We start from the raw sequence: 17,770 nt of genomic DNA, 5'->3' as shown, positions 1-17,770 counted from the left end.
CCTGAGCAAACTCTTTCCTCTGCATCTCTCGTCATTCTCCCGCGCCGCGGAGTGCTGCGGCTGCGGCGATTGGTGCGAGGGCGACGGATGCGAGTCCGAGCGCGCAAAGGATCAGGAAGGGCGTCAGAAAGGGCACTGTGCCACTCTGCGCCGCGGAGACACCGAAGATCAGCACCGGTACGGCTAGTGGCACGACGAGGATCGACAACAAGAGACCGCCGCGCCGAAGCGTGACGGTAAGGGCTGCACCGATTGCTCCCAGAAAGGTGAAAGTCGGCGTACCCACCAACAACGTCGCTGGCACCGCCCAGAGCGCCGGGCCGTCCAAGTCCAACATCAGGCCAAACAAAGGCGAGAGCAAAGCGAGGGGCAGCCCCGTGACGGACCAGTGGGCCACGCACTTCAACAGAACAATGAGTTCTAGGGGCGCCGGCGACAGCAACATCTGGTCCAGCGAACCGTCCTCGTGATCCGCCTGGAACAGACGGTCAAGGCCCAATAGAGTCGCGAGGAGCGCCGCTATCCACAGAATGGCTGGACCGATGCGCGACAGCAAGCGCAAGTCAGGTCCGATCGCGAAAGGTACGACCGTCACGAGACTGAGGAAGAAGACCAGACCGAGAACCCCGCCTCCACCGATGCGGCGCGCCAGCATGAGGTCACGAAGAAAAACGAGGAGGAGAATACGGGTCATGGCCCCCATCCAGCGTCGCAATCGCGTCGAGACAGCTCCTTGGAAATCGAAAGAGCGGCATGACCTCTTCTCTCCCGACTTTGAGACAGGCGGCTACGGAGGTGCGCGCCGGACCCCAACGGGACGACCTTCACCTCGCTTCGAGCCTGACTTGGATTGTCCCCGGTAGACCGAGTTGTTCGTGGGTTGCGGCGAGCATCAATCCTCCGCTTCCGATATGGTCGGCGACAACAGCCTTCAGCAAGGCGCGTGCATGTCGGTCGAGTGCGGTTAGCGGTTCGTCGAGCAGCCATAGAGGGCGATCGGTAGTCAGGAGCCGGGCCAATGCGACGCGGCGGCGCTGTCCCGCGGAGAGATAGCCGACAGGCAGATCGAGAACGTGGGCTAACTCCATGCGGTCCAGCGCCTCTAACGGGGTTAGCCGACCTCGCCCTAAAAGTCCCCGGCCGATGTCGAGGTTTTCGCGGGCTGTCAACGCCGATTTCAGCCCGTCGAGATGGCCTACGTAGTGGATGCGCTCCGCCAGAAGCGCCGAATCCGTGGCTTCGGACTCCACCCATGATATACGGCCGGATCCCAGCGGCAAGAAACCGGCGATCGCACGCAAGAGTGTGGATTTGCCTACGCCATTGGGACCCGTCACTTCGGCGATTTCGCCCGAGCCCAGTCGCAAAGACACCCCACCGAAAACCACGCGCTCGCCGCGCGCGACGGACAGATTCTCGAGCAGGAGATAGCACCGCTGCGCAATATCCATTTTCATTTTCGCTCGCCCGTTGTCTCGTTCGGATCGTTTTCGAACGCGCGGTTGGAGTGCTCATCGAAATGAACGATTGTGGATCAGCATGTTCGAGAGAAAGGCGGCGCCGTTGGGGAGAACCGCCCAAGAAGATGAGGCAGTTCAGTTCTTCGGGGCTGCCCACTCGAAGGATGCGAGCCCGATTGTGATCGTCGTCAGCAAGATGCGCCATGCGATGACCCATGCAAACTAGCCGCGTGATAGAACCACTGGATTGAGGCGCATCACATCCTTATGTTGAAAAAGGGGCGGGTATGCCCCCAACGGTTTCGTCGGATGGTCCATAGTCCCAACTTGGCTGCCTCGGCCGTAACCTGGGACACGCGACGGCTTGCCAGCTTGGTCTGCGCCCGCCGGGGTAGCCGACGCGCCTTTCGATGCAGAATCCGGGGGCGGCGGCTGCGATGGGGGCCCAAGCACGCCTCTCAGGCAAGAGAGAGGGTGTCCCAGGTCTCCGCGAGCGCAGCAGCGAGCTCAGCTATGTGGGCATCCCCGTGATATGGCGACGGCGTGATGCGAAGCCGCTCCGTCCCGCGGGGAACGGTCGGATAGTTGATCGGCTGGATATAGATGGCATGGCGCTCTAGAAGGCGATCGGCTGCCGCCCTGCACAATTCCGCGTCGCCAACAATCACAGGCACGATGTGGGTTTCGGTCGAGAGGACCGGAAGCCCGGCGGCTTGGAGCGCCTGCTTCGTTGCAGCGGCTTGCCGTTGGTGTGCTTCGCGCTCGGCAGACGAGTGCTTCAGGTAACGAACTGACGCACGGGCTGCGGCGGCAATTGACGGAGGGAGTGCTGTCGTGAAGATGAATCCAGGCGCGAAGCTGCGCACAGCGTCGCAGATCGATCGCGACGCTGAGATATAGCCGCCAACACAGCCGAATCCTTTGGCGAGGGTACCCTCGATCACGGTCACGCGGTGCATCACGCCATCACGCTCGCTGATCCCGCCCCCGTGAGCGCCGTAGAGGCCCACAGCGTGAACTTCGTCGAGGTAGGTCATCGCGCCATACCGGTCCGCAAGGTCGCAGATGGCGCCGATCGGTGCCACATCGCCATCCATCGAATACACGGACTCGAACACGATTAGCTTGGGGCGGTTTCCCGCCTCGCGCAGCAGCGCCTCAAGGTGACCGAGATCGTTGTGGCGGAAAATCCGCTTTGCGCAATTTGATTGACGGACGCCTTCGATAATCGAATTGTGGTTGGATGCATCAGATAAGACCACGCAGTCCGGGATCAGCTTACCGATCGTCGAGATGCTGGCCTGGTTCGATACGTAGCCGGAGGTGAAGACGAGGCTCGCTTCCTTCCCATGCAGATCAGCGAGCTCGCGCTCTAAATCGACCAAGGGTGAATTATTTCCGGCGATGTTGCGCGTTCCACCCGCTCCCGCGCCGCAGCGGTGAGCCGTTGCGGTCAGCGCGCTCACGACCTCTGGATGCTGTCCCATGCCGAGATAGTCATTCGAGCACCAAACCGTGATCTCCGTAACGGTGCCGTCAGACCGGCGCCATTTGGCGGCTGGGAAGCGGCCGGAGATGCGCTCGATGTCAGTGAAGACGCGATAACGCTGCTCCCCGTGCAGGCGCTCAAGAGAGTCGTGAAAATGACGTTCGTATACTTCGGCCGCGCAATTGCTCTCGTCCGTAGCGAACATCCGGTTGGACGATGTCAAAGCACCTTGTCCCGGCACTACATCCACACACAAATGTCTATTACCTACGCTTCCGTGTCCCGGATGCCTTGCTTGCCACCTTGCCGAGTCCAGACCATCCATCTCAATCTCTCCTGACCATCGCTCGACCGTAGCTCATCACGCAGAGGACTTCGCGCGCGTCTCAGCTATCATTTGCATGACCCCCGGTTATGGCCGGGCGCCGTCTGAGACAGCTCAAATTGGCCTGCGTCTGAGGCCCATTCCGCAAACCTACGCCCGATTCCGATGGAACTATCATCGAGGCGGCTTTGCCGTCCCCTCCATGAGAGTGGCTTAATTGCAGGACTGATAATCGGGCTGCCTTGTGAGGTTCGAATGCAATCCTCTCGACGCTGCGGCTATTTTCATCACAACGATACGGTCCGCCTCTTGCGCGGTGGCGAACCGATGAGCAGTCACGATGGTGGTGCGTTGATCCGCCATGCGATCGAGCGACGGCAGCCCCAGGCGTCCGCTCTCAGCCTCGAGCGCGGAAGTCACGTTACCAAACATCGGCGCCCGTGTACCGAAAGAGCTCCTTCGACGCTGCAGAAATCTGAGAGGCGAGAACATGTCGGTCCGGGTACGACATCAGGCCTTCTCGAAACGAAGTGCCTTTGGACGATGGATCACGCTATCCCGTACTTCGCGGTGAGGTGACAATCGCGCGGATTGGATTGGTCAGCTTCATAGTCTTTCAATCCCATCGGGTGGCGGCCTTGCGCCGATTCCGTACAGAAGCGAGACCCCGACGAGTGGACGAATGACCGATCGAGCGCCGTTACAGAAACGAAGCATCGAAACCAGCATGTGACGCAGCCAGCAAAGCGACGCACGAAGCAGTGTCGATCGGAGGGCGGTTTTCGAGATTGGTATTGCCTGTCCGTGGCGATCGCGGCCGTGAAACTGACGCCGCCTCAATGGGTATAGCCGCGAGGAACCAGAACCTCCTATGACCAAACATCGACAGTTCGAGAAACGTCATTCCCGACCGGCATCAATTGCATGCCCCTTCGTTGCTTCCGCATACAGGCACCCGCGTTTAATCTGACCTGTGCGTAGTTAACGAGACCACCTGCGCACAAATGTCGTCACTGCCTCATTCGGTGACATACAGCTGGTCAGAGGAGAGAGATCATGAGACGAACAGTATTGGCACTTGCCGCCGTCCTCGGCGCTGGCGCTATGGCAACCGCAGTCTTCGCACAGCAACCACAGCTTCCACCGCCTGACGATTGGCACGCCACCGGCCGCTATCTTCCCGAATACACGAAAGATGGCGACCTAGTTCTGCCAAAGAATTTTCACGAGTGGGTTTATGTCGGTTCGCCACTGACGCCCAATTTTTTGAATCCGCCTCAAGCAAACTTCCCTGAATTTCATAACGTATATATCGAGCCTGGTTCTTACGAGATCTACAAGAAAACGGGCGTCTTCCCTGAAGGAACAATCTTCGTGAAAGAACTGCAGCTCATGCAGCCCGCCACTCATCCGGACGGTTCGAAAACCGCACCATCGGGGAAGGGATTCTTCCCGGGCGCCTTCAACGGGGCGGATGTGACTGTCAAGGACACCGTGAGATATAAGGCGACCGATGGCTGGGGCTATTACAACTTCAACCACCATGAACCCAAGGCGGCCACCGCCAAAGTCCGGCCGATCGAGGAATGCGCCTACTGTCACATTGCAAGTGCGAAACGGGATGACGTATGGACACAGTTCTACGCGTTGCTCGACCAGGTGCCGGTGCCGCCCGGCCAAACTGTAAAACAGTAGGAGGAACTGTGATGAAATTCCTCAGAGGTACGGCCGTGGCGTCCTTCATCGTCGCGGCCGTCGGGTGCCTTGCTTCGCAGCCAGTGGATAGCCAGCCCGCACCAGCGCAGGAACAACTTGTTGATGCGGCAGGCAACATGCATATCCCAAAGGACTACCGAACCACCTACGAATTCCTTGGGAGTTGGTCTGTCGCAGGTGACAACGGTGCTAAGGAGATTCACGCCGTCTACGCTTCGCCAGGATCTGCGGTCGCCTATCGCGCGATGGGCAAATTCCCCGAAGGTTCGATCCTGGTGAAGGAGGTTTACGGAGCGGCCACTTCGGAGATGACGACTGGGACGGTCAGCCATCAAGACAGTCTCAAAGGCTGGTTCATGATGGTGAAGGACAGCAAGGACAGTCACCCCAATAATAAGCTGTGGGGCAATGGTTGGGGTTGGTCTTGGTTCGACGCGCGTGACCCGGTGAAAACGACCTCAACGAATTTTCGCTCGGATTGCCTAGGCTGCCACATCCCAGCCAAGGCGACCGACTGGATCTATGTGCAAGGCTATCCCGGTTTGAAGAAATGACGACCAGAGGCAACCCAGGCTTGAATGTTGCGTGGGTGAAACCGGGCGAGATGCGGATAAGAGGTAGGGTCATGAAGCCTAGCAAAAAGTTCAGCAGATGTATTTGTGGATCGATGATGATCTTTGTAGTGTCGTTATGGGCACCTCAAGGGAGTCTAGCGGCCACTGCCGAAAAAAAAATCACGAAGCAGTTCCTTATGTCGGGCCAAGTGGACCTCGTACGAGAGGTGGTGACGCTGCCGCTCCATCGCGGGCGTCTTTCTTCGGGAGAAACTGTTTGGTTCGTTCTCACCGACGTGAGCGATTTTGCTACTTCGAATAAGATGGGGCTCACTTGGGCGCCGAGTCTCAGTAAGGCCAAAGACCTGACGAGCACTCGGGTTGCGGAGATGGACGACTCGGGTAACTTCACGTTCAAATCGGGCCGGATCGATTTCTCACCGCCCCAGACGTTAGTGGCGGGCGAAGCGCCCAATTTGTTCCCTCCTAAAACGGCCCGAGCCGGGTCTGTCGGGGATGCGCACTACAGCCCATTGGTTCGGGTTACGAACAATAAGGACCTTGTCTTTAATGCTCCGGTCATCGCGTTCAATGTCGGACCCGAGAAAATCGCGTTTTGCAACGGTAGTCCTGATTACTCGGTCGTGACGGACTCCGTGGCGAGCATCTGTCCTGATAAGGGCACCGTTGACTTGAAACTCCGGTTTGGCTTCGCGAGCGGCAAACACCTGCGTTATCTTAGTTTTGACGCAAATTCCGAGGAGTCGGCGACCCTCGAGTCCTCCACCTTTGCGCCGGCAGAAAGTGACATTCTTCAGAGTGGCGCGACTGAGGTGATTTATACGATTGTGAACGGCAAGATGGGAGCGAAAGATCCGAACCGGCAGGGGCTCAACAGCGCTCTCAACGGAGAGGGGCCCTCGCTCGACATCCTCGCGAACTTCAAGGAGATCAGCGCGGGATACTCTCCGATGTGGGACGTACGTCCGGCCGAGTGGACTAAGGACGCTATCTCGAAGGATCAACGGAAACTGATCACTGACGGCGACGATCTCGAAGCCAAAAGTGCGTCGGGCTTACTGGTGAGCCCTGCGGGGGGACCGGTGAAGACGACGGGGAATCTCGTGAATTGTCCGGTCGTAGGCTTCACCAATGAATGATCTCCTGGCCGAATAACTGCGCTTCCCCGGTCCATGCGGGGGAGCGCAATCGGTCTCTGAGCCACCGACGCTCCCCCACGTCGATGCGAGTTCGATGAGCGCGCTCGAGCCCAACGCCCTCTCTGTTTGTAGGCGTCGTCGATGATCTGGTGGCCCTCGCAACCGATGCTGCCACGTTGAAGGACAAGGTCGCCGTCCAACCTGGACTCTGCTCCGACGGAAGCTGCGAGCCGATTGGCGATCGCGGTAGCGACGCCGGTAGCGCCGCTGCACTGCCCTGGTCGCCATGCCGATGCCTTCGTCGACAACATCTCTGTACCCGAGAGTATCGTCGGCTTTCGAGGCGATCGTGGGATTTGTCGTGCCGTCGACCGGCTTGAGACGGGTCACCACGCCAAGATCGCCCGCGTCGGCGACCACCGCATAATAACGCGTAGTTGATCCAGCTTCGACGCTCAGGCTGTTTCCACTCGATGCCGTATCAAGCTCTAGCGTGCGGCAGGCGATGCAAATCCGCTTTCTTGTCGCCGCCTCGCGCTCTTCTATGCATTGCGCACGGTTATGGTCATCGGGCCTGCTTTCGAACGAAGCGGATCACCGTGCCGGTATGCCTCGGCAACAGTAACAGAGGCAAGGGCCGACGCGGACGTGCTTCCGAACGCGCATCCGAGCGCAGCGACAGAGACGAGGCCGCCAAGTCGCTAGTCTGCATTGTTCATCCACCCGAACGCGATAGCTTCTACCCGGCCATTGTCTCGAAGAGTGCCTGGTCTTACGTGCACCACAGGGGTGGGCCGCCCGGATTCGACTTCAACTTGCTCAACGACAAGAAGCTCGGCTTCGCGAGCGTCCAAGCAATGGGCAGTGCACCGGAATCGGCAACGCCGGCGCCAACGACCGTGCCGCGCTTGCTGATGAACTACCCGAACCGTTGGCGGCTCAAGCTCTTCGCGCTTGTGGAATTGAGAGAGTTGAAGGACGACGCCGATCTGACGCGGCGGCTGGCTACAAAGCGAAGGTCGAGCGCGTTGTCTTGCTCCGGATTGAATTGCCCGCAGCACATGCCTCGCTTCACCGAGCCCGAATTGGAGTAAACGTTCGAGCCTGACAGGGAGCGCTTCTTAGACCTGGAAAGCGAGATGAGTGAGCTGCCGGTACACGTCGGTCCGCGGGGCGAGTCGGCGCAGTTGGGAACGAAGTCCGGGACACGTGACATCAGTGCGCCGGTCGGTGCTCAAACTATGACCTGCTGTTATCGATTGCATGATCAAGAAACATGATCGCCGCGGCGCGACGTGCCCTAATCTTCGAGGCAGTCCAGTGACCACCACTGGCCGAGATGATTGGCGTCGGTGACGGCCTGCATCGTCACGGACCCGATGAACGTTTGCGAACTGCAGCAGGAGGTCAAGTGCCCCGTATTGCCATTCCGAAGCGCGAGGACGCCCTCGCGGGGTCCAAGCCTATCCTCGACAACATCGACAAGATACTGGGCTTCGTTCCCAACCTGCATCGTCTCATGTCGATCAGCCCGAACGCGATCTCAGGCTGGGCTGCCCTAATGGGATCGCTTGCGAAGACGCTGGACGTCAAAACGAGAGACGGCATCGCACTGGCAGTGTCGGAGGCGGACGGTTGCGACTACTGCCTGGCTGCACACAGCTTCACCGCGGCCAACCTGGCCAAAGTCCCCGTGGACGAAATCGAGCTGAACAGAGAGGGCCGCTCGAGCGATCCCAAGCGCCAGGCTGCGGTTGCCTTCGCGAAAGCACTCATCGAGACGCGCGGTAAAGTTTCGGACGCCCAGTTTGCGGCGGTCAGGGATGCGGGGTGGACGGATGCAAACATCGTCGAGATGATCGCGTTGACTGCCCAGTTCCTGTTGACCAACTTCATGAACAATGCGGTGCAGACCCCGATCGATTTTCCCGAGGTCAGTCCCGCGAAGGCACGCTGAAGCGAGGTCCCCCTCGTTTCTTTGGGGAGGGGCGCCTGGAGAACCCAATGTCTCGACGGCCCCTGCGGCCTAGTGTCAAGCGCGTCTACGAGCCGCCCCAGGCCTCGGACGGCACGAGGGTGCTTGTCGACCGCATCTGGCCACGCGGGCTCACGAAGGAGCAAGCCAGCGTCGACGTGTGGCTGAAGGACATCGCACCGAGCGCCGGCCTCAGGACCTGGTTTGGCCATATCCCGAACCGCTGGCGTGAGTTTCAGAAGCGATACTTCGAGGAGCTCCGCTCCAATCACGCCGCCGTCGATCACCTCACGGAACTTGTATCGGCGGGCAAAGTCACGCTGCTCTTCGGCGCGCACGACGCCGAGCGTAACAACGCCGTGGCACTCGCGGACTATCTCGCGGCAGGCGAGTCGAAGTCGATGCTTGGGATCGGAAGCTCGCTCAGGTCGTCGTCATAGTTTGCCGCGGGCCCGACGCCGACGTTCGTTCGTGCGGATGTCGGCGCTGAGGCCGAGCGTCGACCCGACGGGAAACGTGTTCGCGGCCTGTATTTGGGCGCGCTCCTCGCCCCCAAGGGTTTCTTCGAGCCTTATGGGGCGCCCGAAGGAGTCGCGGCCGCCATCCCGGGCATGACGCTACGACGCGGCTACCGCGACATGGAAAGCGGGATTCTCCGCCTTCGCACCAGCAGCCGTATCGTCATCGCCGTGCACGATCGCACGATCGTCGGACAGTGCGGCGAGGCCGCTTGCCGCGAGCGCGGCAAAGCCGCCTTTGACGGAGGGACGCCGCGCCTCGCCAAGCTTGAGCCGCCACACACGTTCGGCCATCGACCAGAAGTTTCGCGTAAAGGCGAGAATTGCGGATGCGACCTCTCGCGACGAAGACGGTGCCAGCTCGGGCGCAAATTCGCTCGCGACCCTAGGCCATCTCGGCCGGCCATGGGCCGACAGGATGGTGTCCTCCAGATCGGTCAGCATCGCGTGCGGCAGTCTGGTCGTCGGGTTCAAGGCCATTTCACCTCGGGCGGCATCGACGACAGGATCGAATCGATATTGCCGCCGGTTTTTAACCCAAACAGCGTACCGCGGTCATGCAGCAGGTTGAACTCGACATAGCGCCCGCGCCGAATCAGTTGCTCCTCGCGGTCCGCCGCCGTCCAGGGGGTAGCAAGGTTGCGCCGGACCAGTTCCGGAAAGATCTTCAGGAATGCGCGGCCGACGTCCTGCGTGAAGGCGAAGTCGGCGTCCCAATCGCTGGAATCGTAGTAGTCGTAGAAGATGCCGCCGATGCCGCGCGCTTCCTTCCGGTGCGGCAGGTAGAAATAGTCGTCGCACCATTTCTTATATTTGTCGTAGGACCCAACCGCCGCATGCGCGTCGCAGGCCGATTTCATTGCCGCGTGAAAGGCGATCGCATCCGGATCGACCTGGGTGCGGCGGCGATCCAGCACCGGCGTCAGATCCGAGCCGCCGCCGAACCAGGATTTTGTCGTGACGACGAAGCGGGTGTTCATATGCACCGCCGGCACATGTGGGTTGCGCATATGTGCGATCAGGGAAATGCCGGAGGTCCAGAAGCGCGGGTCTTCGGCCGTGCCCTCTATCTGCGCGCGGAGTTCGGGCGAGAGCGCGCCATGCACCGTCGAGCAATGCACGCCGACCTTCTCGAACAGCCTTCCGCGCAGCATCGACATCACCCCACCGCCACCGGCGGCCCCGCTATGGTCGGTGCGCAGCCAGGGCGTGCGCACAAAGCGGCCAGCGCGACCGGGGTAAAGCGAGGCGGGCGCCTCGTCCTCCAGCCGCTCGAACGCCGCGCAAATGTCGTCGCGCAGCGACTCGAACCAGGCCCTGGTCCTCCTTTTGCGCATTTCAGTGACGGACGTGTCCATGCGGGTACTAGTCCGGGTCGATGTTCAGGATCGGAAGCTCGCTCAGGTCGTCGTAATAGCTTGCCGCCGGCCCGACGCCGACGTTATCGGTCGTGCGGATGTCGGCGCTGAGGCCGAGCGTTCGCCCGACGGGACACATGCTCGCGACCTGCATCAGTTGGGCGCGCTCCTCGTCACCAAGGTTTCCTTCGAGTCTAATGGAGCGCTCGAAGGAGTCGCGGCCGCCATCCCCGCCATGGTGATACGACACGGCCACCTCGACGTGGGAAAGTGGGATCTTCCGCCTTCGCGCCTGCAGCCGTATCGTCATCGCCGTGCACGCGGCGAGCGACGCGCTTAGCAATTCGTAGGGGGTCGCCCCCGCGATGCCGGCCCGGCCGTCGGGGCTGCCGATCGAGAACACCGATGCGCCGGCACGGCCGTTAAGCGTGCCAGCGTCGTCAAGGTCGCCGGCCACCACAGCCTGTGGGCGGAAAGCTCCATCATTTTTCGAATTCGTCATCGTGCTTTCCTTTCAAAGTTTGACAGGGCTCTCGGCTGGCCCGTCAGAGGAAGTCATGGCAGTCGATCAGTTGACACGGCATCTTTGGGGGGTCTCCGCGCGCATCGGCGCAGTCTCACGCTCGCTGATAGGATGAGAACGCAATAGCTGATCACCCACTGGACGACAGCGAAGGACGCTTCGAGCGACCGTCCAATCCGAGGCAGCGAGACCGCTATGATGTTTGAGCCGAGCACGAAGAGGGACGAGACGAGCGACTCCGTTAGCAGAACCCAGAAATTCCGCGATGCATCGGCCACTGTGCTCGTCATTTCGGCGGGTCTCCTTGATCGTGTTCGACGCTATCACCTCGCGAGAGCGACCCTCGCTCCTCCAAGGCTCGCGACTTGGCGAGCGCCGGTCGAACTCGCAGCAGGCCGGCGCTTCCCGACGGAGCGGTGTCAGGCGTGGGGGGTCTGGCCGCCCTTTGCGTCTGCGTAGTACTGAGGCGCCTCGCGACGGTCGTATTTCCCGTAGTCGCGTACGATCCGTACTGTCCGGACCCTTACCTTGTCATTCGGCGCGGAAGCGTCCTCGTAGGCCTGCGCAGCGGCGGCGTCCTTCCAGGATATGAGCAGCATCAGGTCGCCGGGCGTAAGTACGGCGTCGAAGATGTCCCAGGACGTGCTGTCGGCGGCCCACGGGTTCAGGCCAAGCCACTCGGCGCAATCGTACGGGTTGTTGGTTTGTTTCCACTCCGCGGGGCGCGTCGCATTGATCAATGTGACCGTCGTTCCATCCCCGAATTCGGTCTCGTCGAGCCTCTGCTCCGTGAGGGCGTACCCCATCGGCACCTGATTGTCGGCGGTGATCTGGCCGATGCGCAGGTGGTAGTCTGCAAGGATTTCATCGCGGCCCTTCTGCTGAACCTCGTGATGGCGCCTGCGGGAACGCCAGCGGACGAGCGACTTCTCGTCCCGCCAGTTCGAAAGTGAAAGGATCCAGCCCGAGCGAATCAGGCTCTTGTATCGGATGTTGTCGACGAAGCCCTCGACCTGCTCCAGCTCGGGGCGCAGCATCTCGGCGTCGTCGAAGTCGTCATCCCAGCTTTCTTTGTTGGGGAAGATCTCGAAAATCACTGAAAACATGCTCGTTTTCCCTCCTAGAGTGCTGTGACGCAGTCGTCTCGATGTCGAAGGGCCCCGGCGATCGAGTAGCTCGAATGGCAGTGTAGCCGCTGGGGCGCACAATCAGCAGCATGTCAACGTGCTCTGCTGCCGTGTAGTCGAACGTTTTGGAAAGGCAAGAAACAGCTCTTAATAGCCGGCGTCCTCGTCGCCACCTCGACAGTCGCGTAGCTCTGCCAGCGTGCCGCCGCGGCAATCGCTTCAGTCAGTAGAGATGCTGCACGACGAGCAGGGCGCCGGCCCCGGTGGTCGCGCGGCGGACCGGGACCATTGCCCTCCCAGTCGTGAGGTCCGCGAGTGGCACGTTGGTGGAGCATCCGTCGTTGGCATGTGTGAGCGCTAGCGGAGTGGGCGCGGTTAATGCCAGCGTCGGCGAGGACGTCGTTGACGGCTACGCCCTCCCAAGCGATGTTGGGTTTAGACAACGAGGTCACGCCGTGGATGTCTCGTGTGATCCCGGTTCGTGGGAGTGCGATGAAGTCAGACCAGCTCCAAGCTTTGACCGGGCAAGGCCCGACCTTCAACATGAAAGTCCAGTCCCGGGGATCGATCCGAGGCGTGGGTCCGGCCGAGTGCACCGGCAAATTGTAGACGAGGTGCTGTCCCCGAGGAATCCGGTCCGATAGTTCTGATCCGGTTTGGCGGCCTATGAAACCGCGAGCGATCATGGCGGCTTTCCTTCCGCGGGTGAAAGGAGCGTCGTCCCGCGCAACACGCTGAACGGTTCTGCGCCGGATGAGCAAGGCACCGCTAAAGCATGCAACTTCGCGCGGCGAATAGAAAATAACGTCATGCCATGAAGTCGATAATCGCGCGTTATGACGGCCGTCCGCTCTCCGTATGGGACTCGCGTGCATCCGACGCCAACTGCCCCAGCAGCTCGGTCAGCATCCTGACGGCCTCCGTTAGCTTGAGGATTTCGCGCTCGCGCGGTTGGTCGATCTGCTGATGCAGCAACTCTATCTCAAGCTCCGCCTTTACGTTGATCCGGTAGTTATTCTCCGCAGCCCTGCGATCGATGTCCTGTCGCCGGTTCTGGCTGATCATGATGGCTGGCGCGGCGTAGGCCGACCGAATGAAAGAGCGAGATTGAGAAGAATGAACGGGTGAGGGAACCCAGCCTTTAATCACGCCCGCCAGGTTTGCCGTTATCCAGACAAACAGGATTGCGCTCTAAACGATAATGAAGCTCCACGATCCCATGACGGTGGCGCCCGCGTCCGCTATCCTATGCCTCGGCGTCAAGCGCGCAACCGCCGCGGGCTCATCACTTGTCCTGAAGCCGAAGGAAGCGGTGCGCTCGTCTGAGTTCGACGAGCAGATCGTGTTCGGTCGCCTCCCTGCTTCTAGGGTCTCCCGCCTACTTTTCGACGCTGGCAGCACGCGTTCCGCTCGATAGCGGCGCCGACGCGGCCAGCCTGTCGCGTTCCGATCGCGTGGGTTAGCCGTGAAGAATCGCGGCGGTCTCCGCGATGGCGCATCTTGGTACAGAGCGCCAGCGAGCTCGTTCTCGCTCGGCTGCCGCGGCGCGTCGCCGTCGACCGTCGTCGCGCCAGCCAATCCAGGGAAGTTAACGCGCTGTGGGCGCGAATTTGGGTTCACCCTGCGCGTCATCGATGATCCGGCGATGCTGGCATCCGGCCCGACAAGCTAGCGCACATTCCCTCTTGGCCTCGTCGATGATCGTCTTGATGGTGCGCGCGCAGTGGCCGCATTCGGTGCTGCAGCCAAGGCAGTCATAGATCTGCTTGGCATTGCGCAGCGCGTCGTCCACCGTGTTAACGGCGTGACGAACATCGTGGTCGCTGAGGACATTGCAGGAACAGACGATCATGAAACGCGAAAAAGACCCTCAGTGATGCGTCATCGATATGGACGGCGCCAGGACTGTTTGATCACTCGCGGCGACGGTTGGCTGCGGAGCCGGCAGAGGAAACGGGAGCGCCGCTCCGTTCCGGCCAAAGATTAACGCTCTCTGTTAGCGTAGATGATACAGCTGGAATCTGTTGGCCCTGGGTAGCAGTCATCACTGCGTTTCGGGTGTTGTTGAAGATGTCCTCGATCCCCTTAGAGAAATCCATCTGCGCAAGAAGGGTGGCAATCAGCTGACTATGTGGTTCATTCGCGTCTTCGACGACCTGCCCAGGCGCTGCTGAGCTCAGGATGAGCGCGTTCTCACTCGTTTGAATAGGTGCAAGTCCGTGTGAGTAAGTCCTGAAGCGTCGCTCGTAAGGATTGCGGCGTGAGGCCTCAATGACTACGAGCCTGACGCGTGCTCCGGAAGTCTTGAGTTGCGAAAGGAGGAGGTCGATGCTTACGCCTTGTCGACGGACATCTTCTTCACTCCAGATCTTCGCATCGACTGGGATTAAATAATTGCGCCCGTCAGATTGGACGCCGTAACCTCCGAAATAGACCAACACAATTGAGTCCAAATGTACTCTTGCCCTGAAATGGTCGATTGCGCGGATCATGTCGGAGCGCGTCGCGTTGTCAACGGTGTCGACCAGAAAACCGCCTTTGCGAAAAGCATTTGTCAAAGCTTCCGCATCTCGTGTCATTTGGGAAAGAGGAGAGCCGGCATCGGGGTAGGTTGAATTGCCAATCACCAGAGCCAGCCGATGAGGATCGAGGGGTGCGGATACATCCGACCAGATAGGCGCGCTCATGGGCCGAGGCTTCTCCAACCGCGCAGTCCCGTCGGAGCCGGTTGAGAGCAAGCCGAGCAGGACTGCAACGCCGACCAGTATTCTGGGAACTGTCATTTCATTGCGGTCTCCAGGCGCCGAGGAAACGCTCCTCTCCGTAAGATGGCTTGCGCCGCCAGAGTTCGAGCTAAAGTCGCACCCGGTCGCGTGCTGCCGTTGCGTCCTTCAATTGCGTTGCGCTGTCCAGTAGCCTCCGCGTCGCGCCGTTCCTGAGTGACCGCTCCCGGTCCCCCGACCGGACGCTGCGAACAATTTGCCCGCACCCGTGGCATATTTGTCTTGGACCGTCACCGAGGCGCGAACCGCGCCGGAGTTTGTGACGTTACCTCGAAATCTCACGAGATTGGGATGCGTGACAATTCCGTTGGTCACATCGACAGTAAAGGTGAAACTGCGAATCGCAGGCCCCTCTTTGCGTCACGAAGACGAGGTCCCAGGAGCCGTCGAAGGTCGAGCGGCCGTATGCTGCCGTTGCAAAGACAATGAAGCAGCTCACTGTCGCGATCAGAAGGGAACGCTTCGTCATGATAGCTCTCCTTGTTATTGGCGGACATCAACTGGGTGACGGCTCAATGTTCCAAAAGTGACGCGCGCGTGATCGAGGAACGTTAAAATCTCTCGAATACATGTTGGATAGCGGCGGCTTGAGGGAGCCGCACGCTGCCAAGCTGTGGCGTCACCACCGGCCAAATCATCGTCAAATCCATTGGATGTCGTCGAAGGTGGTGATCTGCTCGCGGGTCACCCCGGAGGCCGGCGCCGACTTCCTGAGATGCATGCGGCAGCCTTCGGGAGCGCAGAGGATTTTACCAATACGGCGGACACGTCGGCGTGTCGGTCCAGGGCGCTGTCGCAAAGGCGCCGACACGCGGTCCGGGCACGCAAGCTGAGCTGTATTGTCCGTAGCCGTAGGCTCCATAATAAGAACTATAGGTCGGATCGCCCCAATACGATCTATGGGCGGGATAGCCCCAGAACGAATCATAGGTGGGATAGTACGAAGGGTAGGGATGACCCCGCCGGACGATAGCGCACGTCCGTCGTCACGGCTGGTACCGCTGCCTTGATCGACGTGCCATTGATCGGCGCAGCAGACGATTTGGCCGTGGCGGTCACTGCGATAGGAACAGCAATTGCGAGCGCAACCGCGAGGCTGTTGAATCTTCATGGTAGCTCCTGTTCGGTTAAAACCACCACGCGAGAATGACCTTGCAACGTCGACGAGGGAAATCACCTTCCGCCATAGAGTCGATAGACAATCATTATTGTCGCCGCGCCGCCTGATGCCATAGCGAGGAATTCCACCAGCTGCATCTGCAGAGACTCCTAAACCCGTTGTCGCCTTTGGACCAATCGAGGTCGCGCGTGCGACATTCGTGGTGCGGGGATTTTGAAGCAATGTCCGGAGAGTTGGAAATCTATGCGAGCGGTAGCGACCGCACCAATGCTTGTAGAAAGAGTGAAGGCTTGTGCGTACGCCAAGCTCCTTCAGAGTGAGAGGCGTTCCTTCCGACCCGGTAGGGGACCGCGAGTACAGGGGCAGGCTATCCCGCAGTCTTCTGGGGCATGGCTATACTCGCAATTGTGATTGCGACCGCGTGTACGCCGGCGCTTCGGCCTCACGACCGCGCTCGCGGCGTTACTGCCATGGAATCAACTGATCCGCGTCTGCTTGGAGGACAGGCACGTGAACATCTCTTCGCGGTCGCCGAGAGTTTGCGTCGGCGAGGCGGCGCAGAGGGAACCGCGCACTCCCGCCGCAGCCCGCTAAGCGTCTCACAGCCACTCCGATAACGGTCGGCTATCGACTCCATGGCGAGAGGTGATTTTATTTTTGACCGTCATGCACTCAATCTTCGAGCCATCGTCGAGCGCCCTCGTATACGGGCAGAAGCCAGTGTCCCGTTGAACGATCACAGGCCAGGAGGTCCGACATGCAGATCGAAGAGACAATGGATGTTTCATTCCAAAGCTTTGTCGAACGCCCGCTGCTCGAGGATGTCGTCGTTCTCGTGGACAGTGCCGGCGTCGCGCTTGGCGTGCAGCGTGCGTTCAGGGCAAGGGTGAGTGGCTTACGGGATGGCGTTAGCGGCCTCGTCGCGTCCACGAGCCTGGAGATCCCGCTCGCCGGGTCCGACGGCGAGGTCTCGGGGATTTTGTGCCACACCAGCCCGCGGTCCGACACGCGGGGCGTGTCGCTTCGGCGTCAGCTCCTCGACGCTACGCGACCGCGCGCCATGCCGATCGAAAGGTTTGTCGCAAGCATTTGCCTCGCAACGATAGCGGGCACGCTTGACTGGGCGTTGCGTCCGAACATCACGCTCCGCACCGAGATCGTCCCTGACTTATGGGCCTTCAATGTCGACCCGGTTGAACTGTACTTCGCTTTACTGAACCTCTGCCGAAATTCGGCCGATGCTATGCCGGACGGCGCCGTGATCATCGTCACCGCGCGGAACGTCGAACCTTCCTCTGCCGCGGTCCGGGAATTCGTCGAGATCATCATCGACGACGACGGGGAGTGCATGGCCAAGGAGGTTCTCTCGCAGGCCTCCACACCGTACTTTTCGACAAAGGCCACGGGCAGCGGCTCGGGCCTCGGGCTCGCCCCGGTCCAGCACCTCGAAGAGCGAGGCGGCGCGGCTAGTATAGAGAGCAAGCGGGGTGCGGGCGCGCTGGTGCGCCTCTTCCTCCCGCGCGTGCACGCAGCTTTGATGCCTTGCAGTATCGTCGAGATCGCGTACACGCCGCCATCCAACGACCGCGTATTCCACGTCGTCCGCCCAACGGCGGCTGCGTCGACGACGTAGCTGGCGCGAACACCTGGAGACGGGTCCAG

Annotated in this window: 18 protein-coding genes; 7 read left to right on the top strand and 11 right to left on the bottom strand. The window is 60.4% G+C overall.

What is annotated here, in order from left to right; all coding sequences use genetic code 11:
- Nucleotides 1-31 precede the first annotated feature (31 nt).
- The 4 genes from ccmB to AC5ZFO_RS07900 form a co-directional block, all read right to left on the bottom strand.
- Nucleotides 32-694: a heme exporter protein CcmB gene (ccmB, locus tag AC5ZFO_RS07915; RefSeq protein ID WP_282520751.1), complete on the bottom strand. Its 663-nt coding sequence runs from the start codon at nt 692-694 to the stop codon at nt 32-34.
- A 130-nt stretch (nt 695-824) separates the two neighbouring features.
- Nucleotides 825-1,451, bottom strand: a complete 627-nt coding sequence (gene ccmA / locus AC5ZFO_RS07910; protein ID WP_282520883.1) for a heme ABC exporter ATP-binding protein CcmA — start codon at nt 1,449-1,451, stop codon at nt 825-827.
- A gap of 467 nt (nt 1,452-1,918) precedes the next feature.
- A complete protein-coding gene (gene hemA / locus AC5ZFO_RS07905) occupies nt 1,919-3,154 on the bottom strand; it encodes a 5-aminolevulinate synthase (protein WP_496121970.1) in 1,236 nt (411 codons plus the stop codon).
- 333 nt (nt 3,155-3,487) lie between these two features.
- The gene (locus tag AC5ZFO_RS07900) at nt 3,488-3,706 is read right to left on the bottom strand and encodes a hypothetical protein (RefSeq protein WP_282520752.1); all 219 of its coding nucleotides are present in this window, start codon (nt 3,704-3,706) and stop codon (nt 3,488-3,490) included.
- 624 nt (nt 3,707-4,330) lie between these two features.
- Here AC5ZFO_RS07900 and AC5ZFO_RS07895 point away from each other — a divergent pair.
- From AC5ZFO_RS07895 to AC5ZFO_RS07870, 6 genes are all read left to right on the top strand, one after another.
- The gene (locus AC5ZFO_RS07895; RefSeq protein ID WP_282520753.1) at nt 4,331-4,969 is read left to right on the top strand and encodes a cytochrome P460 family protein; all 639 of its coding nucleotides are present in this window, start codon (nt 4,331-4,333) and stop codon (nt 4,967-4,969) included.
- 11 nt (nt 4,970-4,980) lie between these two features.
- A complete protein-coding gene (locus AC5ZFO_RS07890; RefSeq protein WP_282520754.1) occupies nt 4,981-5,544 on the top strand; it encodes a cytochrome P460 family protein in 564 nt (187 codons plus the stop codon).
- Between the two features lie 71 nt (nt 5,545-5,615).
- Nucleotides 5,616-6,704 carry a hypothetical protein gene (locus tag AC5ZFO_RS07885; RefSeq protein ID WP_496121898.1) on the top strand — a complete coding sequence of 363 codons (1,089 nt, stop codon included), beginning with the start codon at nt 5,616-5,618 and terminating at the stop codon, nt 6,702-6,704.
- A gap of 815 nt (nt 6,705-7,519) precedes the next feature.
- The gene (locus tag AC5ZFO_RS07880; protein WP_496121897.1) at nt 7,520-7,798 is read left to right on the top strand and encodes a hypothetical protein; all 279 of its coding nucleotides are present in this window, start codon (nt 7,520-7,522) and stop codon (nt 7,796-7,798) included.
- Nucleotides 7,799-8,115: 317 nt separating this feature from the next.
- The gene (locus tag AC5ZFO_RS07875) at nt 8,116-8,661 is read left to right on the top strand and encodes a carboxymuconolactone decarboxylase family protein (protein ID WP_282520757.1); all 546 of its coding nucleotides are present in this window, start codon (nt 8,116-8,118) and stop codon (nt 8,659-8,661) included.
- 47 nt (nt 8,662-8,708) lie between these two features.
- The gene (locus tag AC5ZFO_RS07870; protein WP_282520758.1) at nt 8,709-9,119 is read left to right on the top strand and encodes a DUF488 domain-containing protein; all 411 of its coding nucleotides are present in this window, start codon (nt 8,709-8,711) and stop codon (nt 9,117-9,119) included.
- A 177-nt stretch (nt 9,120-9,296) separates the two neighbouring features.
- Here AC5ZFO_RS07870 and AC5ZFO_RS07865 read toward each other — a convergent pair whose 3' ends face one another.
- The 7 genes from AC5ZFO_RS07865 to AC5ZFO_RS07835 form a co-directional block, all read right to left on the bottom strand.
- Entirely contained in the window at nt 9,297-9,671 is a 375-nt protein-coding gene (locus AC5ZFO_RS07865; RefSeq protein WP_306664321.1) for a hypothetical protein, read from the bottom strand.
- Nucleotides 9,668-10,555 (bottom strand): oxygen-dependent coproporphyrinogen oxidase, encoded by an 888-nt coding sequence (gene hemF, locus AC5ZFO_RS07860; RefSeq protein ID WP_496121896.1) that lies wholly within the window; start codon nt 10,553-10,555, stop codon nt 9,668-9,670. Before hemF ends, AC5ZFO_RS07865 begins: the two co-directional genes overlap by 4 nt.
- Nucleotides 10,556-10,562: 7 nt before the next feature.
- Nucleotides 10,563-11,057 carry an OsmC family protein gene (locus AC5ZFO_RS07855; protein WP_496121895.1) on the bottom strand — a complete coding sequence of 165 codons (495 nt, stop codon included), beginning with the start codon at nt 11,055-11,057 and terminating at the stop codon, nt 10,563-10,565.
- A 440-nt stretch (nt 11,058-11,497) separates the two neighbouring features.
- Nucleotides 11,498-12,184, bottom strand: coding sequence for an antibiotic biosynthesis monooxygenase family protein (locus AC5ZFO_RS07850; protein WP_496121894.1), 687 nt, complete (start codon nt 12,182-12,184; stop codon nt 11,498-11,500).
- Between the two features lie 855 nt (nt 12,185-13,039).
- On the bottom strand, nt 13,040-13,354 hold the full coding sequence (locus tag AC5ZFO_RS07845) for a DUF1003 domain-containing protein (protein ID WP_282520762.1): 315 nt from the start codon (nt 13,352-13,354) through the stop codon (nt 13,040-13,042).
- Nucleotides 13,355-13,793: 439 nt separating this feature from the next.
- Nucleotides 13,794-14,057 (bottom strand): (2Fe-2S)-binding protein, encoded by a 264-nt coding sequence (locus tag AC5ZFO_RS07840; protein ID WP_496121893.1) that lies wholly within the window; start codon nt 14,055-14,057, stop codon nt 13,794-13,796.
- Nucleotides 14,058-14,118: 61 nt separating this feature from the next.
- Nucleotides 14,119-14,892, bottom strand: a complete 774-nt coding sequence (locus tag AC5ZFO_RS07835; RefSeq protein ID WP_496121892.1) for a caspase family protein — start codon at nt 14,890-14,892, stop codon at nt 14,119-14,121.
- A 1,973-nt stretch (nt 14,893-16,865) separates the two neighbouring features.
- On the opposite strand from AC5ZFO_RS07835, the gene AC5ZFO_RS07830 reads away from it, so the two are divergent.
- Nucleotides 16,866-17,741: an ATP-binding protein gene (locus AC5ZFO_RS07830; RefSeq protein WP_496121891.1), complete on the top strand. Its 876-nt coding sequence runs from the start codon at nt 16,866-16,868 to the stop codon at nt 17,739-17,741.
- Nucleotides 17,742-17,770: the final 29 nt, after the last annotated feature.

It is taken from the genome of Bradyrhizobium sp. Unk1, assembly GCF_059512345.1.
This window is presented reverse-complemented; position numbering and strand designations above follow the sequence as displayed.